The following is a 19,499-nucleotide window of genomic DNA, read 5'->3' on the forward strand; positions in this document are numbered from 1 at the left end:
TCAGGAGACCTCCGTCACGCGCAGAACTCGTCCGGGGCGGGGGACGATGCGGAAGCGGCGTCCCGAGCCTTCCAGGTCGCGGACAAGTAGGGGATGCCCTGGTTCTGCGGCCGCTTTGATGCCGATGGCGCGGACTGCTTGACGGAGGGCAAGGAAGCGCTCTAGTTCGATGCTGGATGGAATTGTGCCGGCGGCGGCCTCGACGAGCAGGCGCCACAGTGGCACGTCAACGGCGATACTACGATCGTCGACCATCAACGGGAGGACAAGAGGCCGGTATCTGACGAGCATAGATCCGCGCGGGTTGCGGGCCAGCGCCAGATCGGGGTGGAAACTGAGCCACCCTCGGTCCTGAAGCTTGGCTTCGACAAGCAGGTCCGCGCTCACGCCAGGCGGGGGCGACGACGTCGGGAAGTAACGTTCGAGGCTGCTTGTCACGCCGAAGACCTCGGCAAGCCCCTCTTCGATGATCTGGAGCGCGTCATATAGCGCGGCGTCATAGTCGCCGGGTTCGTCGCTGCTGGCGCCGTGACCGATAGCGAGCAGAGCTTGCTCGAATTCAGGGGGCAGGGTGCTACTGGTGGTCAGCTCGCCTGCAAACCATGCCGCGCGCGCAATGATGCGGCCCGGGGCGGCACCGCCGGGCGCAAACGACCGTCCCCGGGCGAGGATCCTTGCCGCGTGAGTCACGGCGGGATGCGGGCCGGTTCTTCCTGCCAGCCACGTCGTCAGTCGGCGCTGGTCTTCCTCTGGAGCGAGGCCGGTATCGGTAATGAACTCGTGTGCTGCTTTAGTCGGGGCGTAGCTGGGATCGCGTGCAGCTAGCTCCGCGACGAGAGTTCCCGCACGTGCCTGTTCCAGCGCGTTGTTGCAGCCGATGCCGTTCAGCAGTTGCGATTCGGCTCCCTCGGCTGCGAGCTCGGCGATCCTGAAGCAAGGATCGCCATCTGTGTGAGCTGCAGGCTGTGATTCCAAGCCGGACAGGGCGAGCTCTGCTGCTGCGTCCCAGAGGGCACGGGGGTGGAGGTGCCGTCCCCTGGCCAGAGCGATGTCCCCTGCTGCGGTGTTTAGGGCGGCGCGGCCGTGGTCTGATGAGATGGCGGTAGCGTTGGCCATTGGCCAGCACCATTCGCGCACGGTGCAGGTGCCGCATCTGGCAGCACCCTCAAAGACTCCCTCGGGCAGATCAGGATCCAGGCGCTGCAGGAGGAGGTCAAATAGATCGCCGCGCCGGCCCGCGGTGGGCCGGTGATCGAGGTTGACGACCAGCACTGCTGCATCGAGCCAGGCGGGAGGCTCGGCTGCCCGGCCAGGCAGGTTGAGGCGTCGGTGGAGGACCGCTTCGAGGCCAGTGAATCGCAGCGCGGAACCTTGTTTGGCCAAGTCGTGGAAGAAACGCAGCGCCATCCCGATGTTCATGGCAATCAGGCGGCACGGCTCTGATGCGGTGATGCCTCCCGCGCTGTCGGAGAAGTCGGACAGAAAGTGTGCGAGCCGTTCGGCTTGCTCCTGGTCGGGTGAGTCGGAGTGGGTAGCGTCGGCAAGGTGTAGGCCGATGCGGCCTTCTCGCGTTGCCTGCTCGCGTTCAAGCAGATGATTCATGGTGGCTGACTTGCCGCTCCCGGCGCTGCCGGTGAGTATCAGGAGCCGGGGAGCGTCCTCGCGTCCCAGCGCGTCCCACAAGGCGTCTTCGAGAGGCCCTGATGGGGCCATGAGCTGCTGCACGGTGGACGGCTTCTGGTCGCGTACCACTGCCTCGGATGCATTCGCCCGCAGCTGTGTGAGCACACGGAGCGGGCTCGGCAGGCTGCGGTCAAACGGGGCTGGACCGTTCATGCTTGTTCTCCTGCCGGGTAGAGGATGGCCTCGCTATCCAGCAGGGCCTCGTCGGCGAGACGGCGGACTGCCACCCAGCCTGGTATCGACAAGCGGGCCGCCACGGTCGCAACCACGTTGGCGGCATCGGTGCGCCAGAGAAATGAGGCTCCTAGGCCCTGGTCAGCCGTGGCGGCAGTAAGAGCCCGCCTGAGGAGTGGTTCAGGGCACAACAGATGGCAGGCTATGTCGCTGCACAACTCTTCGCCCTCCGGGGCCCGGGGGAAGACACAGGTTTGCTCCCCGAGCAGGACGTGCGCAGCGGCGTGCGCGAACAGGAACCGCACCCGCGGAAAGGTAGCCGGATCATCCTGCTGCCCTGGGTCAGATACGGTCACCGAATCATTGCGGATAGTAACGACATCATCGCCGGGAGTGAAACTCTGCTGTACCCGGAAGTGAAGCGCGCGGCCGAGCGCAGCGTGGTCGACGCGGCCGCTTCGGACCACGCCAGGGAACGTCTGGAGGAACTTCGCTGCCTTGCTCTCGGCCTCGAGCCGACGGAATGCAGGAAGAGCCTTGCTTCGGAACACGGCCGGTGCCGTAGCAGCGGCATAGGTGGCCAGCAGCTTCTCGATGTGCTCCGGCAGGCGTCCCGCCGCAGCAGACAACTCCTCTTCGGCGCCTAGTTCGTGACCAAGCCGTGCCAGCAGCTGGCGGCTGATCTGCCTGGGTGTCGTCTCCAGCCTCGAGAGATGCGACACGCTGGTGCCGGCGGCGTCCGCGAGCTGCTGCTGGGTCATTCCCTTCTTCTCCCGCAGTGCGCGCAGAACGCTGCCGAAGTCAGGTGTGGACGAGGTCACGTTGCCTACCCAACAGCACCCACAGATGTCTGTCCACTGGACTTGCGTTTTGCCGCAAAACGCAACCGCTTACGTTGCGTGCCGGTGTTCTGACGGCGCAGCCTGAGTTCAGGCGGTCCGCTCCCACCCGGGGCGCGCCACAGCGGCCCGGCTGCGCAGACGCCAGTGCACCCAGGCAGGGCAAGAGTCCGGACCCGGACTTACGCCCGGACAGTGACCTCGGCAGCGCAGAGAAGAGAGCCAGCATGATGACCTTGACGAACTCCGACCCACCGCTTCACGCCTTCATCGACGAGTCCGGCCAGCGAGGGCGTTCACCCCGGTCAAGTGACCATTTCGTGATGACCGCGGCAGTAGTTCCTGGTACCAGCTTGCAGGAGTCGGCGAGCGTGCTTGCGCAGCTCCGCGTGGATCTGGGCCGGCGGCCCGGCGACACCCTGCACTGGAGCAACCTCAAGACTCATCCGCAACGGCTGCACCTCGCCCGGACCCTCGGCGCGCAGAACTGGCTGACCGTGTCGAGCGTCGTGGTGTGCAAGCGCCACCTACCGACCCCCAGCCCTTTCGATGGCGACGACGGCTACCTCTTCACGCTGAGTCACCTGCTGACGCGGCTCTCCTGGCTAGCCCGTGACCGAGGTCAGGTGCTGACTTACACGCTCGCCCACATCACCCGGTTCAAGATCGCGACTTTGCGTAAGTACGAGGCCGAGCTGCGCGGCGATAGCTCGTGCAAGATCGACTGGAGTTATCTGGACCCTCGGGGAGGCTCGATCAGCCAGCCGGCCCAGCTTGAACAGCTCCAGCTAGCTGACGCAGCCGCGTCAGCTACGGCCGCCGCCTTCAACACGGACACTTATGGCAACACGGAGCGGCGCTACCTGCAGGAGCTGTCTCCTCGGCTCTACCGTCGTGACACTGAGTCCATCACCTCATCAGGGGTGATGATCTACCCTTGGAGTCCGTCGACGATGAGCTTGTACCCGTGGGTGAGTGGACTGTGAGGCGCGTCAGCCGACTATGCCGTAAATACGGGTGCTGAGGTTTCCGTCAGCAGTCGACCGTCCGCGCACCTCCACACTAGCTTCTCTCCGTGTTTTGGCAAGGATGCCGTAGCAAGGTGGCATGTGATCCACAACCGACATCACCAGTCGGCCAGCAAGACCTGGCAACTGTGCTCAGCTCAGACGCGCGGTGGGAGATGTCCTGTGCGCCATCCTTCTCGGGATGGCGGCCGGTGGTGGCTGGGACTAGCCAGGTCTTCGCCGCAGGGGTGACGCTGTTCGCGGCGCCGTCGCGGCTCTCCGCAGTTCGCGCCGGCGTGGGCTTATCCTGATCGCCGGGTGGGCGCGTGACGTCCCCGGGGTGGGGCTGGCCGGAGCCGGCTCATTCGGCGTGGTGGCCGTGTTCCAGGGCAAAGGCAACTCGACCGGCTGGGTTAGATTCGCGGTGCTCGGGCCGCTGGCGGCCGGTCCGGCGGCGCTCGGCGGGTCCGTGGCGAGGTGAGCGACACTCTCGCGAGATCCAGAACGCTGACGCGACCTTGGTCGCGTGACGCGGGCTGCCACTTTGCGTCGCTGCGGTCCGCGGCCGGACACGCCCTGACTTGCTCCGCTGGCTGTGAAAGAGCCCGCTCTACTTCATCTCCGATGGTTTGGTTCGGCTGCCAGGAACACCTACGGTGACGATGTGCCTTGGGACTGAGTCGCCAGGCACGTCGAACACCGTGTGACCGATGAGCGCGCTCAGGTGTGGTGGCGCTCCGGTGGGATCGAATGCCTTGTGGCGCAGCGAGACCAGGAATCCGATTCGGATGTCCGTGGTCTGGTATGTGACCGCCTGCTTGAGGTACGCCTGCTTGTCACTCAAGGGCTGCTTCATCGAATCGACCTTCATCTCGATGCAGATGCTGAATCCACTGAACTTGATTCTCAGGTCGATCCGGCCGCCGCCGACATGCTGGACCTCGAAGTCGGTGATCGCGCCGAGGTGGCTGGACTTCAAATAGTTGTGGAGATCCTTATGGATGTGGGCTTCGACGGCCTTCGGGTCGAACAGGTACGGGTACAGGTCCGATTGGGCGTTGGTCCGTGAGCTGACAAACTGGATGATCAGCCGGAGAACATCGTCGACGGCATCCTTCGGCTCTCCGCTGTAGTCGGGGCTGGCCTCCAAGCAAGTCTGGATCTTGGCATACACCTTCGCCTCGACCAGGTTGAGACTGTGCCTGCCGATGGTGGCGTCGCTGACCACCTTGGCCAGTTCGGCGAGCGCCTCGGGTGACAGTTTCTCGGCGAGTTCGATCGCCGCCGCGGATCCGGCTAAGACCAGCTGGTTGAGTGGCTGCGGCAGCGACGCGGTCGCCGTGCCGCTACCGCCTTTTCCCGGCCCTGCACCGGCCAATGCTTGCGCCTTTGCCGCTTGAAGGACCGCCTGCGCGGCGGCGAGCTTCTCGGCGACCTCGCGACCGCGGTCACCAGTCGCGGTCGTGGCTTCCTGCTCCAAGGCGTGGGTGTGATCTTCAAGGTTGCTCAGCAGACCCGCCGTCCTTGCGAATCCCGATTCGATGACCGGCTGGACGAGCCTGAGCAGGCCGTCGATGTCCTCCTCGTGGGAGACCACCGCGGTGGAGCGCGAGCCCAGGTAGATCTGGAGCAGGTCGTCGACGACGACCTCGGCCTTGTAGAAGCTGTCCCGTTTGAACTCCTCCCTGAGCCTGCCCAGGTCGTCGGCCAACTGAGTCCACGCCAGTAGTGCTGCTCGCTTCGGATCCCCGTACCAGTGGTTCAGGCCCATGGCCGTCACATTGATCCGGCGAACCCGCTCAACCAGGTCGGCCAATGCGTGTGGTTCCAGCCGAGAGGTCGACAGGACATCCACATCAGGCCTCGACGAGGAATCGTCGAGAAGTGCACACAGTACTTCGACCACGGTCAAGAGGACGCTGGCGTCTTCACGCTCGTATGTGTCCCAGGCAACTTGCAAGTACCCCGCGGACGCTTCGAGGTTGCGCTGCATGAGCGGCAGGTCCGCGGCGCGGAGGGCGCTGACCAGTTCGATTCCCGCCAGCACCCACGCGGCGTCGGAAGCGACGTCCTCGGGATCGGCGCCTGGACGCGGCCGGCTGGCCGGCGGATCGATCCCAGCGACGAGGCGTACAACGCCGGCGAGGCTCACGGCGTGCGGCCAGTGGTCGACGGCGACACCGACTGCGCGGACGACCGCGGTGCCGAGCGGCTTGGGCATCGGCGCGTCGAAGCGCTCCAGAAGAGCCAGCAACGCGAATGGCGATCCGATCCCGCACAGTGCAAGCCGGGTGCGGGCCTCCAGCGCGCCTGCCGTTCGCAGGGTGGCATGGCGGTCCGGATCCGGCGATTCGAGGAACTCCTGGACAGCGCCTTCCAGAGCCTTGGCCAAAACCGCGCCGATCTGTTTCAGCGCGGGGCCGCTGGTGAGCAGAGTTTCCAGACTGTCGGTGAGGATGGCCGGGTTCATTGTGGAGGTGACCGCGGTCGACACGCGGCGCATGGCTTCCGGGTAGCTGCCGGTTCGGCCGTCGGAGTTCGCGGCCTCGTGCGCGACCAGGTGGACCAGCGGAGGAAGCACCGGGCTGTCGGCGAGACCAGCGGCGTCCCGAGCCAGCCGCTCCCAGCCACCGAGCGTGGCGAAAGCGTCATCGGAAGGCGGTCCTCCCGAGCTTGCCGAAAGCAGCGCCGTGAGGTCCCCCTCCAGCTCAACCGCCGCACCGCTGCTCATGGCGTTCCTCTCGTTCGCGGTTACCGTGCAGCTTCTCACCACACGTAGGAGTTGCCCTCCGCGACAACCCGGTTGGCTTTCGGAAGAAGTTCCACGAGCGGTGCAGCGTTGCGGGTGGCGACGAAGATCTGCATCTCGGCCTCGCCTGCGACGTCCTGCAACGCCTTGACCATGGTGGCGAGATCCTCCTCAGGCATCTCCTCGGCGGAGGGCGAGTCGAGGACAAGGAAACCGGGATGACGACCGATCCCCTCGACGTAGCCGTGCTGGATAAGGGCGATGGCGGTCGCGATCTTGACCCTCAGCTTCTCGCCGTCCGTCAATCCTGAGTACTTCTGCTTGACGCCGTTCTCGCGGAGCGCCATGTTGGCGGCGCCACTGAGCGTGAAGCCGCTGAGGTTTTCGGCGCCGAAGCTCTGCGTCAGGCGTTCGATGTCGGCGGAGATCCGGGCCAACATCGGGTCCTGGTCGCTCTTCACCCACTTCTTCAGCACCTGCTCGGCCGCATCCACGACGGCGAGCTGCACAGGGTCGACCGGGTCGACCGCCGCTGGATCGCTTGACCGGGTCAGCGCCCCCAGTGCGCCTTCGGCGCGGGCTAAGTCCAGTTCGAGCGCACGGCGCTCACTGGCGGCCGAAAGAAGTTCGCTCCCCACCTCGACCCGCGCAGCCGCTCCGTCCCGCTCCCGCGTGAGAGCTGCGATCTCGGCAGTCAATTTCGCCACCGCGGCCTCGGCGACGGTCACCGCGGTCTGTGCCGCTTCGACCTCGTCGAGGGGCCCGTCTTCGGCATTGCCGTCCTCGCCATCGCTCCCGGACGTCCCCGCGATTAGACCGGCCACTAGCTCGTCCGGCACGGACGCGGCCACGATCACGTCCGACTGGAGGGCATCGAGATTCAGTTCGCTGGTGCATACCGAACACTCGTGTTTGTCCGGCTCCGCCGCTTGCCGTTCTGGGGTGACTTGCGCAGCGCAGCGCGGGCACACCGATGGACGCATGTGATGGAAGAACCTGGCCGCGAGCGCGTCCTCGTAGGCGGTGTGGACACGGGCCTTCACCGCCTTGAGCTGTTGACGCGCTGTCCCGGCGAGTGCAGCCTGCGCGATCAGCTTCGCTTCAAGCCTGTGCACCTCTCGTGCGAGGTCGGATGCGCGGGTCGCGGCGTTGAGCATCACTTGCACATCCGGGGTCCCGGCGGACAGCGTCCCAATCTTCTCTCGGAGATCCTTGACCTGATTCTCTGCTGCGCTTCTGCTCGCCTCTACTGCCTCGCCGGCTGCCTGCGCTTTGTCGTTCGCGGCGGATCGTGCTTTGTCCATGCCGCGCCGTGCCGTCATCGCGGCAGCCTGAACCGGTGCCCAGTCGGTGCCGATGAACATCTGCATCATCCGCACGCCGATGGTCTGTTCGTTGCCGACGATCGGATCGAGCTGGTTTGCGCGGACCACGAACGAGCTGGAGTAGGCAGGCCACGCGTGCACGCGCACCGCTGTGTCCGTCCAAACAGGGATGTTCTCCAACCGCAGTCGAGTCATCATCAGCGAACCCATGACGCCTTCGAAGTCCGCGCCGTCGAACTGCCCGAGGACCGTGGAGCTGGCGTCAGGCTCAGCCGCTTTGACTTTGGTCACTCGCCCGGTGGCCACTCCGTCAACAGCATCGAACGCTACCCGCAGCCGCTCGGTACCCACTGCCCAGTCGACCTCGACGTGCTCGATCCAGCTGCGGACGTCGTTCTGGAACTGCGGACAGCGGCCGGTCAGTGACCACATGAGGACGTTCAGGAGGGTCGACTTGCCACGCAGGTTCCGTCCCGAACCGATTCCGTTGACACCTGGCTGCGGCGACCATTCGAAGCGAAACGGGACCCGCGCCTTCGGCCCAGCCTGTTCATCGACGTCCGGCGTCGGGCCATCCACGTCCGAACCGACCGTGGGGGAGAGCTGGTCAACGACCGGCCGGATCCACTCGGGAAGATCGGCGGCGTCGACCAGCGGATGTCCCTGGGCATCGGGGTGATCCGGCTTGAGCCATTTTGTACCGCTGAAGCGTATTCGGGTCGCGCGGAGCGGCACGGGAACGGCCTTGGCGCCGCGAAGCGGGACGCCGAGCCCGCTGAGGATCTTGTCGACCTCGTCGACAGTGAGGTTGAGCGGACCGCCTACCCGTCGCCGGGCCAGGGCGTCTACAACCTCCTTGCCCAGAGCACTCACGTCCGATCCTCCTTCTGATCGACGTCTCCAGCAGCGGACACAAGTGCGGCCGCACTAAGCGCGTCGAGCCGTTCGCGCACTCGCGGCGCGATCGGCGCGATCGCCACCCCCAGATCCGTTCCCGCGTATGTGGCCTGCCGGTATTGCCGATCCTTCAAAGCCTGCCCGCCGTCGTTCCCCGCGACCAAAGCGACGAGCTTCACCTGCTTGGCGTACCACCCCAGAGTCGGATCCGTCGCGAGCTCGGCGACCGCGGCGGCTCCTGCCTCCGTCAAGAAGAAGAGGTTGCGCTTGCTTTGCTTGCCTGGCTGCCCGGTGCGGCGCAGCGTGGCAAGGCCGTACGTCTCCAGGAGGGAGAATGCGTCGTCGAGCTGCTCGTACGCGCCGAAGAACCACCGCGGCATGGGGTACCAGCGCAGGTCAGGCTCAGGATCGTCCAAGAGCGACCGCGCCGTGATCAGGTAGCTGGGGTCGACCGTGCCCGCTTCTACCATCGACACCAACTCGTCGGCGAGGTAGTCCGGGTTGCGCAGCCAGAAATCCATCGCCTGGAGCCGCAGCTCGCTTCGGACAGACTTGACCGTTCCCGAAGGATCTCCATCCACGGTCGGCGTACCGCATCCACCAAGCAGAGCTAGCAATCGAATGGCATGCTGAGTACGCGTCGCGGCAGGGCGATCCTTTGTATCTTCCGACTCCGCTGCGGTGGCCACCCTGTCCAATTTGGCATTCCCCCAGATGCACCGCTAGTCGACCCGGCGACCTTCACCAGAACGGCCGCCAACGTGTTCATGGACAGCAGCGTGGCGGCCTCACGACACGATCACGCTGCCAAGCAAGTCGGACTGCCGCAACCTACTGTTACAGACGGACATCTCATATAGTGGACACGGTATGTAACTAATGCTGTATAACAGTCGGCTCCCCGTCACTGATCGTCGCTTAGCGATCGCCCGCATGAGCGATAGTCGATTACTGTTAGTATCGAGGTAACCATCAATCGTAAGTCGGCGAGGTAACGGGAAGAACTTGCTGGTAAGTGCGACTGCGCGTCTGCCGATGCCATCTACTCGATCGAGGGCGCCGTCGTTGCGACGGCAAGTCCAGGCACCCGCAGCTCCGGCCAGCGCTTTACCACTCAAACGAACAAGCGTTCGATGTTGCTCTGAGGGCAAGTTGATCATTGATCCGAGACGGGCGGTTGCGCCGCCTTCACCCACGCCTCCGCCGACGCTTACTGGGTACCCAGGGTGTGGAGCGGCCGCGGAATGGCTATGGCCGAGGGCGACCTCCCGGCGTTCGACAAGGCTCTCGGCGAGGTGATGAAGCTGCCGGTCTACTGGCTGGCCCGGGCTCGTTGCCGGGACACCGATGCCGGCGATCCCGCACTCTGGTCGCAGCCGCGGTACGACCCGGAAGACGAGTTCGTCTACCTGAACGGCCCCTGTCGAACCGAGTAGCCGACCGCGGGTTATCGGCCAGCTCCGGAGTTCGTCATCGACCTGGTTCACCTGCGAGGGCTGCGGATCAGGATCGCGGCTTACCGTGCAGCTTCGAGCCGCTGACCGTGTCGCGACGAATGAAACGCCGACTGCAGGGAATGCCCGCGGCATGACGACATCACCGCTCGGGCCAGATCCGGAAGTAGGACACCAGGAGATCGCGGCCGCCGACCCCGGCCAAGGCCCCCGACACCGCCGACGGCTTCGGAGCCGGCGGCGGACTACCGCGAGCGCAAGGTCAAGCCGGACAATGCGGCCGAGTTCGACAGCCTCATCGCGAACGCGAGCGTCCACACGATGCCGTTCGCCGAGTCGAACCGCGACGCCTACATGGCCGCCAGCGAACATGTTCTGTCCATCGTGGACAAGATGGTCGCGGTCTGGGATGGCGGGCCGTCCGGCGGTCATGGCGGCACCGCGGATGTCGTCGATGCGGCGAGGAATCGAGGTCTGGACGTCACGGTCGTCTGGCCGGAGCATGCTGCCCGAGTCTGAAAGTCCTTCAGCGGCGGCCGATCCGATCACGCCGTGACGGGATTCCCTTCCGTTGCCGGAGGACATCGTCACAGGGCTCGCACTGCTGGTGGACGCGGTTGTTTCGATCCTCACCGGAAAGTTTGAACTTCGCCTCGCCGGATTCGCCGCAGAGCATGGTGACAGGTTCCCCCGGCTGGGGCACCGCAGCGAGGTCCATTCGATGCCACTTGCCGTTGAGGACCGGCTGGATCGTCTGCGGGTCGACGTAGATGACTGCGGCGACCATCACGACGCCCGAGCCTGGAGAGAATCGAGCCAGGCCTCGATCGTGACCGGCTTGGCGAAGGCGCGCCCCAGCAGTGTCATCGCGGTGTCGTGGTACTTGTGCAGCACGTCCTTGTCCGTGCCGTACGTCGTGCAGTGGCTGTGCTTGAGCGCGACGGCGATCGGCTTGGGACCGTCCTCGAAGAGCGTGAAGGCTGCCGCGGAATCGGGCCCGGACGGGACGATTTGGATTGTGACGTCGAGGCGGCGTCCTGCATCGCGGAGCTGCCTGATCTGCTCGGCGCCGTCGGGTTTGTCGTGGGCCATGCCAAGGGCCTCGTCGCCGATCAGGAAGACGTATCGGCGTCCGCCTTGCTCCATCGTCTGCCGACGACACTGGCGGTGAAACAGCTCCTGGTCGTGGCGTTCTGACTGCTCCGCGGCCTCATCCCGAGCCGCGGCGGGCGGCGGTGATGGCAGCAGAAGGTCCGGGATGCAGAATGGTGCCCACTCCACGATGCGGCTCGAAAGCTGCTCGTACGTCCACAAAAGATCGATCAGCGGCGACGCGGACTGGTCGACGAAGTTCGGGACGTCGACCTGCTTGGCGATCTTCATGATCTGATCGAATTCGGTACGGCTGACTCGGAGGCAACCGAGAATCTGGGCGACCAGCGTGGGCTCGGGGACGTTGGTCCCCAGTTCCACGTTCGACAGTTTCTGGGCGCTCATTCCCAGCAGGCGAGCCAACTCGCGGAGCCCCATCTTCCGGCGCTCGCGCGCATCGCGCAGTCCGACGCTCACGGCGAGTACGGCAGGTTTGCGAGTTGCGTTCATCGTTCGGTCCTTGCTTTTACGTTGGTCAGCTGAAGAAGCTTCAGGAAGTTGCCGAAGCCCGTGAAGTACGCGGCTGAGCAACACGTACAGGGCCAGGTCTTCCTCGTCCGGCCATTCGGGGCCGCACGCTGGCTCGTCTTCTGATTTCGGTTTCGAGGTCATGGTTTTCAGTTGCCGCCGGTCTTGGGTGGCACCCCTGGTGACCGGGGCTCACATCGGAGGGGAAAGCGAGGTGGTCGACCAGCCACCGGGGTGCCGAAATCGACCTTCGCGGGTCGTCCAGCTGAATCACCAGGGCGTACATCCGGGGCGAATCTGTAGGAGATCTTGCGTACAGCCATCTGACCTGCGGTAATCTGATGACCTCAGGCGGTGGTCTAGGGAGTGAATCATGGGAACGCGGCGCCACGGGCTCATCCGGGCTCGTAAGGCAGCTGGCTACACCCAGGAGACGCTGGCCATCGAACTGGGCTTCGACACGACTACCGTCGGGCAGTGGGAACGCGGCAAATCGGAGCCGCTGCCTTACAAGCGGCCGAAACTCGCAAAGGCGCTCGGCGTCACGTCGCGCGGCCTCGAAGAGCTGCTGGCCGAAGGCGCCGCCGTGGTGTCGCGTCCGAGCGCTGACTACGAAACCTGGGCCGACGACCTGGACCGAGTCGCCGTCTGCCTCGGCCGTCAGGAGTTCGACCTGGCGAAGCTCCTGCTGGATCGCTGGACCGGCCGGCTGATCCCCAGCGGCGATGACCGGGGGCTCTACCTCTACGGCCGGTCGCTGCGGCTTCTCGGTGATCTGCGTCAGGACCAAGGCGTCCTCACCGGACCGATGTCCGCCCGGCAGAGCTACGGACGCGCCATGGCGGTCTTCCGCGAGCTCGGTGCCGACCGGCGGGTCGCGCAGCTCGAACTCCAGCTGGCTGTCCTCGACGAGATGGGCGGCAACCACGAGCCTGCCGCCGAGCAGTACCGGCAGCTGGCCACGGACACCCGCCTCGACGCCCGCGACCGGACCCGAGCCCAGCTCTGGGTCGGGACCGCGCTCAGCAAGGCGGGCCGGAACGCGGACGCCATCACCTTCATCAAGCCCGCCATCCGGCAGTTCGAGGCTCTCGAAGAGCCGCAGGACTGGTCGGTGGCGTTCCAGAAGCTGGCCCTGGCGCACCGTGGTGATGGCGACCTAAGCCAAGCCGGCGTCGCCTTCCAGGTGGCGCTCGACCACCGGCCCGGCGACGCACCCATGCAGCGCGTTCGCCTCGACACCGCGCACGGCCACCTCCTGCTGTCCGATCCCGCCACGGCCGACAGCGGGCTCAAGCTGCTGGAGGGCGCCGCCGCGACCTCGACGCAGTACGGGATGATGCATCAGCTACAAGCCATCTCGGGCATTCGCCGCGCGTACGAACGCCAGGCGTAAGCCCGCGCACGCGACCCGAGGGAGTACGAACGCGCCGTGACGCGGCAACTTACCGACGTGGAGTGGCACGACGCCGAGCTCGTGTGGGACTTCCACCAGGTCCACCACGAGATTTCTGCGTGCGACGTCGCCATCGCGCTGGGATGCAACGACATCGGCGTCGCCGAGTACGCGGCCGAGCTGTACCACCGCGGCATGTTCCAGACCGTCGTCTTCACCGGTGCGACCAGCCGGGACACCGCCGCCATCTTCCCGCGCGGCGAAGCCGTCCACTTCCGCGAGCGCGCCCTGGAGCTGGGCGTGCCGGACACCGCCATCCTGGTCGAGCCTGAGGCCGCGAACACCGGCGCCAACATCACGCTCTCCCGCGACCTGCTCACCATGGCCGGGCAGACACCGGACTCCGTGCTCCTCATCTCGATGCCGTACATGGAGCGGCGGGCGTTCGCGACCTGCCGGCGCCTGTGGCCTGAAGTCGCGGTGACCTGCACATCGGCGCCGCTGACGCTTGAGGAGTACGTCAAGACGATCGGCGACGCCGCCGAGGTCGTCGACATGATGATCGGCGATCTGCAGCGGGTGATGGTCTACCCCGAACGCGGCTTCGCCATCGAGCAGCCGGTGCCGCCCGCCGTGGCCGCCGCGTTCGATCGCCTGGTCGCGGCGGGGTTCAGCAGCCGTCTGCTCTGATCGGCGAAGTCGATCAAGTCAGTAGCGGAACGTCACGGCCGTGCTGCGATTGGGTGATCTGTCGCTACTTGTGTCCACATGGACACGGAGCGGGCATACCGTGGTTCTTCCAGGTAGGGGGCCTGCCGGGCGAGTTTCGACGGCGGTGGGGAGGGCCGATGACCGAAACCGGGTCCCGCGGTTTTGCGGCGGCGCTGCGAGGTCGTGAGTTCCGCGCGCTGTGGCTCGCCGAAGCCTTGTCGGTCTTCGGCGATCAGGTAGCGCGGGTGGCGCTCGCGCTGCTGGTCTACGCCCGCACGGACTCCGCGGCGCTGACGGCGCTCACCTACGCCCTGACCTTCGTGCCGGCAGTCTTGGGCGGCTTCCTGCTCTCCGGTCTGGCGGACCGCTATCCGCGCCGGACGGTGATCGTCGTGACCGACGTCGTGCGTGCCGTGCTGGCGGCGGCGATGGCCGTGCCGGGGATGCCGCTCTGGATCCTTTGGGCGTTGATCGGCTGCCTGACGATGGCTGCGGCGCCGTTCAAGGCCGCTCAGCTCGCGCTCCTGCCGGATGTGCTTCCGAACGGGCTGTACCAGGCCGGTCTCGGCATCCGGCAGATCAGCACCCAAACGGCCCAGGTGGCCGGCTTCGGGCTCGGCGGCCTGCTCGTGACGAGCTTGAGCACCAGCGGCGCGCTGCTGGTGAACGCCGCGACGTTCCTGGTCAGCGCCGTTGTGGTCGCCGCGGTGGTCCGAACTCGTCCCGTCAGCCGAGCCGAGACCAAGTCGACGCCGCGGTCAGCTGCGGCGGCCAGCGACCCGCGCATGGTCGCTGTCTACATGCTGGCCGCGATGGTCGGATTTCTTGTCGTACCTGAAGGCTTGGCGGCGCCGTACGCGAACGCGGTGGGCCTGACGTCGATCGGGGTCGGCGTCCTGATGGCGGCTGATCCCGTCGGAAGCGTGCTCGGCGGCTGGCTGGCCAGTCGGCTCCGGCCCGATACGGCGCTCACAGCGAAGCTGGTCATCGTGCCGGCGGCTGCGTCCGGCCTGCCCCTGATCGCTTGCCTCGCGCTCCCAGGCGCTTGGTGGGCCGCAGGCCTCTGGGCGGTTTCGGGTGCGTTGTCCACCATCTACTTGATCCGGCTGCAGGCGGTCGTCGTCGAGCTGGTGCCGGACGCGCGTCGCGGCACCACGATGGGACGGCTGAGCACCTGCCTCTACAGCTCGCAGGGCATCGCGATCCTCGGCGCCGGCGTGGTCGCGGAGCGGCTCGATCCCGTCTTCGTCGTTGCCGGGTCGGGCGCGGTGGCGTCACTCTCCGCGGTCGCGGCCGGGTTCGTCTGGTGGGCGGCTCGACCTCGGCAGGCGAGAACTGTCGAGGACGAGCCTGCACCGGTGGATTCAGCGCGCTCAGAAGTCCTTGTTACGCATAGTGACCCCCTCCCGGAGCGTCCGGCGGCGGGAGGTGCCGAGGTGCGGCAGCCGGAGCTCGAGGACCTCGGGTCCTCCCCTGGGAACGGAAGCGAGATCAGTATGCCGAACAAGGGGGTCGCTGAGCGCTCCGGTTGGTCACGATGGGCTATCTGGTTGCTACCGCGGCCTGCGGCGGTGTTTCTGCTGGTCATCGACGCCATCGCGGTAGCGGCCATCGTCTTCGACGCGAGGGCCCCGATGGCATGGCGAGATGTCGTGTCCTGCGGGTTGATCGTCGGGCTCGGCATCCTGGCCGCGGAGATGACCCGACGGGTCGAGCGGCGGCGACGGCGGTTTTCGGACACACCGCACGTCAACTTTTCGTCCGTGTGGACCCTGGCCGCCGCGCTGACCCTCCCGACCGCCTTGGCGGCCCTCGTCGCCGTGCTGCTGTACCTGCACCTGTGGCTGCGCAGCTGGCGAGGCGTCGCCGGGATCCACGCGCACCGCGTCATCTTCAGCACGGCGAACGTGATCCTGTCCTGCCAGATCGCCGCGTGGGCTGCCAAGCAGCTGCACGTCGTGCCGCCTGGCCAGGAAGCCGGCATCTGGACCGCGGTGGGCTTGGCATCGGTGATCGCGATCTACTTCACCGCGAACTCGACGATCGTCGGGATGGCGATCGCCCTCGCCAGGCGGAGCCTGTCGTTCAAGCGGATGCTCGGCGCGCTCAACGAGAACATCCTCGAGCTGGCGACGTTGTGCATGGGCGCCCTGACGGCGGTCCTCCTGACCCTGCGCCCGTGGCTCGTGATCGTCTTGTTCCTGCCGCTCTATGCGCTGCACCGGAGCGTCCTGATCCGCCAGTTCGAGCACGCTTCGACCACCGATTCGAAGACCGGGCTGCTCAACGCCGCGAGCTGGCACGCGATTGCCGCCAAAGAGATCGACCGCGCTCGCCAGCACGGCTTCAGCGTCGGTGTCCTGATGATCGACATCGACCACTTCCGCGACGTGAACAACGTTCACGGACACTTGACCGGCGACAAGGCGCTCATCCTCGTCGGCAACGCCATCCGCAGCGAAGTCCGGAGCGACGACCTCTGCGGGCGATTCGGTGGCGAGGAGTTCGTCGTCCTGCTGCCGGGCAGCTCGCCGGACGCGATTCACGCCATCGCGGACCGCATCCGGGAGCACGTCGAACGCACCGTCATCGAGCCGGATTCCGGCCCTGGCTTCCACGTCAGCGTGTCGATCGGCGCAGCCGCGTTCCCCGCGGCGGGCAGTTCGCTGGAGGAGGTCCTGATCTCCGCCGACAACGCGCTGTTCGCGGCGAAGGACGCCGGGCGCAATCAGGTCCGAGTCGTCAAGTCGACTGCCTAGCGATGGCCGTGGCTGTCCGCTCGTGTCTGGTCGCGACGCTGCTTCGACCACGTAGCCAAGGGACGCAACGCGCGCAGAAGCGCACGGCCGTCGGGTGACAGCTTGTACCAGACATTGGAGAAGGCGCTGCCTTCCGCGCGTCGTTCGACGAGCCCGTCCTGCTCGAGCCGCCGGAGGGTGTCGGTCAGCGTACGAGCCGTCAGCGGCTTCGAGTGCGCCGTCCAGCCGGAGCGCTCCTCGGCCTCGTTCACCTCGTTCCGCAGCTTGGTGAACTCCAGCTCGCCGAGCGCGAGGGTCGCGAGGACGGCGACGGTCCAGTCACCTCGCAGCAGGGCAAGTACCTCGTACACGCTCTGCCGGTACGGCACGTCCCAGTCATCCACACCTGCAGACCTATCACGAAGTGCCGCCCGACTTGCCCCGGTCGAGCCCTTGACGTCCCGTCAGCAGGACACCTTCGTCCGAACGAGTGAAGATCCGTCGACTGAGTCCAGACTCACCCGTCGACTTACCTTGCACTCAGCCGAGGTCAGGCCGCTAAACCGGAAGTCACCTGGGCTCCGGCGCCTGGGAACGGAAGAGGAATCGAAGAGGACGGTGGCCGGCCGTGTCTGGCGAGAAGGCCGGCCGGTCACCGAGATCCACAAGGGGAGGGAAGCTGCGATGACGACTTGCTCGCTTGAGGCGATCAGTCGGCTACCCGTTCGCGAGGAGCATGGCGGCCAGCGTGCCGGCGATCAGGAACGGCCCCATCGGGATCGCGGTCCGACGCCGACCGAGACGCATGATCGTCACCGCGATCGCGGCGGCCAGCCAGGGCAGCAGACTGCCGAGAACGAGCGTTTGCCAGCCGAACCACGCAAGCGCCGCGCCGAGAGGAACGGCCAGCTTCACGTCCCCGCCACCGAGCTGGCTGGGCGCCATGAAGTACACGGCGAGGAAGAACGCGGCGGTCACGGCCGCGCCGGCGACGGCGCGAGCCAGCGAACCGGCCTCGCGGTTGAAGACGACGGTCGTGACGACCGCGGCGCCGACCGAACCGGCGAGTCCGAGCACAAGCAGGTTCGGCAGGCGACGGTGTCGCGCGTCGGCGAAGGCGAGTGGCACGCCGAACGCCGCCACGCTCGCGGAAATCGCGAACGGCGCCACGTCGTGAACGCGCCAGGCGAGCGCGCCGACGAGTGCGGCCGCGATCACCAGCTGCGCAGCTACCTGCCGGCGGGGAGAACGGACCACGAGCGCACCACCCATCACGACCGCGACGGCGGCCGTGATGCCGGTCAGGATGAACAGGGGTAGAGGAATGATGTCGACTCCGTCAGGTGCGGTTCGTCCATCATGGACGAAGGTGTCAACCCACGCGATCTTGCTGGGCGTCGCCGCGCTCACGGTCAGCGCGTGTTCCCGCGACGGTTCGTCTGCACCGTCAGCCTCGGCGTCGGGTCCGCCGGTGACCAGCTCAACCACGGTTCCGCGGCCGACTCCCGCGCCCCAGCTGGCGACGGATGCCTACACCGCCATGTGGCAGGCGATGGCAAAAGCCGGCGAGACCGCGGACTGGCAATCACCCGAAGTGGCGAAGTACGCGACCGGCGACGCGCTCGGCGTGATCAACCGCAGCCTCTACACCGACCACCTCAACGGCGTGGTGTCGAAGGGAGCGCCGGTGTCGAGCCCGAATGTCACCGAGGAGAAGCCGCCGGGCAAGCCGACGGCGATCATGATCTCCGACTGCGGGGACAGCACGAACTGGTTGAAGTACAAGAAGGATGGTTCACCCTTCAACGACTCGCCGGGCGGTCATCGCGCGATCACCGCGGAGGTCAAGAAGCAGGCGGACGGTTCGTGGAAGGTCACCAGGTTCGCGGTCGAAGGGGTGGGGACATGCTGAACTGTGCGGTGCCCGCGGCCGTGCTGGCCGCGGCCATCGTGGTAATCGCCGCCACGCCCGCGCTCGCCGACGGCTACGGCTACACCGACTGCAGCCAGTACCCGAACCCCGGCTGCGAACTCGGCGCGGGCAAGGGCGGGCAGCAGGGCGGCGACCACGGCAACCAGCCGAACAAGCCCGGAGGCCCAGGACACCACAACTCCGGCGGTGGACCTTCGGATCCGGGCGGCGACACGATCATCGGCGGCGGCAACCTGGCCCAGTGCGGCTACGAGCGCAGCGGCTATCAGGGACCGCCACCTGGAAGCGCTCAGCCGGCAGCGTTCCATGGCCCGCCGAGGCCTGGACCGGCCACGGCTGTGCCCGCTGTCTATCGGCGACTGGCGGGCGCGCAGCCGCCGTCCGGCGCCTGGTACGTCTACAAGTGCACCGGGGCCGGCTTCCGGGATGCCCTGTACCGGCCACCCGTCTGGATCGCGGACGGTGAACCCGGCCCGGCACCAATGCCGTCGCCGGCTGAGCTCGCCGCGCAGGCGCGGAACCAGCTGCGTCTGCCCACGCCGAAGATCAAGGCGAATCCGGCCGGCGACCAGCTGGTCACCCTGCCGACCTGGTTGTGGCTGGACCGGAGCAGCTGGGGAGACGTCTCGGCCACTGCGTCGGTGCCGGGGGTCTCGGTGACCGCGGTCGCCAAGCCGACCTCGGTGACCTGGTCGATGGGCGAAGGTGGCTCGGTGACCTGCACCGGCCCCGGCTCGCCGTTTCCCGGAGGCGGCGACCCGAAGAGCGCTTCGCCGGACTGCGGCTACACGTACAAGACGTCCTCGGCCGGCCAGCGCTCGGACGCGTTCCCAGTGGCCGCCACGGTGAACTGGACCGTGACGTGGTCGAGCGCAGGCACGGGCGGCACGTTCCCGAACATGACGACCTCGGCCTCGGCGGCGTTCCGAGTGGCGGAGAGCCAAGGGATCGCGACCGGCTGAGGCCCGGCACG

The 19,499-nt window shown here is 66.7% G+C and carries 17 protein-coding genes; 8 read left to right on the plus strand and 9 right to left on the minus strand.

All coding sequences use genetic code 11. From position 1 onward, the window contains the following. Both OG494_RS03900 and OG494_RS03905 read right to left on the minus strand, forming a co-directional pair. A complete protein-coding gene (locus tag OG494_RS03900; protein WP_328452011.1) occupies positions 1-1,836 on the minus strand; it encodes a hypothetical protein in 1,836 nt (611 codons plus the stop codon). After that, complete coding sequence (locus tag OG494_RS03905) at positions 1,833-2,678, minus strand: helix-turn-helix domain-containing protein (protein ID WP_328452013.1); 846 nt, start codon at positions 2,676-2,678, stop codon at positions 1,833-1,835. Before OG494_RS03905 ends, OG494_RS03900 begins: the two co-directional genes overlap by 4 nt. A 245-nt stretch (positions 2,679-2,923) precedes the next feature. On the opposite strand from OG494_RS03905, the gene OG494_RS03910 reads away from it, so the two are divergent. Continuing rightward, positions 2,924-3,682, plus strand: a complete 759-nt coding sequence (locus OG494_RS03910) for a DUF3800 domain-containing protein (RefSeq protein ID WP_328452018.1) — start codon at positions 2,924-2,926, stop codon at positions 3,680-3,682. Between the two features lie 631 nt (positions 3,683-4,313). On the opposite strand, the gene OG494_RS03915 is transcribed toward OG494_RS03910, so the two are convergent. Genes OG494_RS03915 through OG494_RS03925 form a run of 3 tightly spaced genes read right to left on the minus strand, consistent with a single transcriptional unit; the run spans position 4,314 to position 9,363 of the window. Continuing rightward, positions 4,314-6,434 carry a hypothetical protein gene (locus OG494_RS03915; protein WP_328452020.1) on the minus strand — a complete coding sequence of 707 codons (2,121 nt, stop codon included), beginning with the start codon at positions 6,432-6,434 and terminating at the stop codon, positions 4,314-4,316. Between the two features lie 35 nt (positions 6,435-6,469). Then, positions 6,470-8,650, minus strand: a complete 2,181-nt coding sequence (locus OG494_RS03920; RefSeq protein WP_328452022.1) for an ATP-binding protein — start codon at positions 8,648-8,650, stop codon at positions 6,470-6,472. Continuing rightward, on the minus strand, positions 8,647-9,363 hold the full coding sequence (locus tag OG494_RS03925; RefSeq protein ID WP_328452024.1) for a hypothetical protein: 717 nt from the start codon (positions 9,361-9,363) through the stop codon (positions 8,647-8,649). The genes OG494_RS03920 and OG494_RS03925 overlap by 4 nt, the downstream gene beginning before the upstream one ends. Before the next feature lie 555 nt (positions 9,364-9,918). Between OG494_RS03925 and OG494_RS03930 the strand changes: the two genes are divergently transcribed. Both OG494_RS03930 and OG494_RS03935 read left to right on the plus strand, forming a co-directional pair. Continuing rightward, positions 9,919-10,110, plus strand: a complete 192-nt coding sequence (locus OG494_RS03930; protein WP_328452026.1) for a hypothetical protein — start codon at positions 9,919-9,921, stop codon at positions 10,108-10,110. Positions 10,111-10,449: 339 nt separating this feature from the next. Continuing rightward, a complete protein-coding gene (locus OG494_RS03935) occupies positions 10,450-10,647 on the plus strand; it encodes a hypothetical protein (protein ID WP_328452028.1) in 198 nt (65 codons plus the stop codon). A gap of 7 nt (positions 10,648-10,654) precedes the next feature. Here OG494_RS03935 and OG494_RS03940 read toward each other — a convergent pair whose 3' ends face one another. Then, positions 10,655-10,918, minus strand: coding sequence for a hypothetical protein (locus tag OG494_RS03940; RefSeq protein WP_442874379.1), 264 nt, complete (start codon positions 10,916-10,918; stop codon positions 10,655-10,657). Then, positions 10,915-11,892: a Scr1 family TA system antitoxin-like transcriptional regulator gene (locus OG494_RS03945; protein WP_328452031.1), complete on the minus strand. Its 978-nt coding sequence runs from the start codon at positions 11,890-11,892 to the stop codon at positions 10,915-10,917. The genes OG494_RS03940 and OG494_RS03945 overlap by 4 nt, the downstream gene beginning before the upstream one ends. Positions 11,893-12,121: 229 nt before the next feature. Between OG494_RS03945 and OG494_RS03950 the strand changes: the two genes are divergently transcribed. The 3 genes from OG494_RS03950 to OG494_RS03960 all read left to right on the plus strand — a co-directional run bounded on the left by OG494_RS03950 (position 12,122) and on the right by OG494_RS03960 (position 16,614). Continuing rightward, positions 12,122-13,144: a helix-turn-helix transcriptional regulator gene (locus OG494_RS03950; RefSeq protein ID WP_328452033.1), complete on the plus strand. Its 1,023-nt coding sequence runs from the start codon at positions 12,122-12,124 to the stop codon at positions 13,142-13,144. A 36-nt stretch (positions 13,145-13,180) separates the two neighbouring features. Next, the gene (locus OG494_RS03955) at positions 13,181-13,834 is read left to right on the plus strand and encodes a YdcF family protein (protein ID WP_328452036.1); all 654 of its coding nucleotides are present in this window, start codon (positions 13,181-13,183) and stop codon (positions 13,832-13,834) included. A gap of 158 nt (positions 13,835-13,992) precedes the next feature. Next, entirely contained in the window at positions 13,993-16,614 is a 2,622-nt protein-coding gene (locus OG494_RS03960; protein WP_328452038.1) for an MFS transporter, read from the plus strand. Here OG494_RS03960 and OG494_RS03965 read toward each other — a convergent pair. Continuing rightward, positions 16,611-16,997: a winged helix-turn-helix transcriptional regulator gene (locus OG494_RS03965; protein WP_328452039.1), complete on the minus strand. Its 387-nt coding sequence runs from the start codon at positions 16,995-16,997 to the stop codon at positions 16,611-16,613. The two genes, OG494_RS03960 and OG494_RS03965, sit on opposite strands and share 4 nt — an antisense overlap. Before the next feature lie 313 nt (positions 16,998-17,310). Then, on the minus strand, positions 17,311-18,081 hold the full coding sequence (locus tag OG494_RS03970) for an A24 family peptidase (protein WP_328452041.1): 771 nt from the start codon (positions 18,079-18,081) through the stop codon (positions 17,311-17,313). Here OG494_RS03970 and OG494_RS03975 point away from each other — a divergent pair. Both OG494_RS03975 and OG494_RS03980 read left to right on the plus strand, forming a co-directional pair. Then, the gene (locus OG494_RS03975) at positions 18,065-18,505 is read left to right on the plus strand and encodes a hypothetical protein (RefSeq protein ID WP_328452043.1); all 441 of its coding nucleotides are present in this window, start codon (positions 18,065-18,067) and stop codon (positions 18,503-18,505) included. The genes OG494_RS03970 and OG494_RS03975 overlap by 17 nt on opposite strands. Then, positions 18,499-19,488 (plus strand): hypothetical protein, encoded by a 990-nt coding sequence (locus tag OG494_RS03980; RefSeq protein ID WP_328452045.1) that lies wholly within the window; start codon positions 18,499-18,501, stop codon positions 19,486-19,488. Before OG494_RS03975 ends, OG494_RS03980 begins: the two co-directional genes overlap by 7 nt. Positions 19,489-19,499: the final 11 nt, after the last annotated feature.

Source organism: Amycolatopsis sp. NBC_00438 (genome assembly GCF_036026695.1).
In the GTDB taxonomy this organism is placed as follows: Bacteria; Actinomycetota; Actinomycetes; order Mycobacteriales; family Pseudonocardiaceae; genus Amycolatopsis.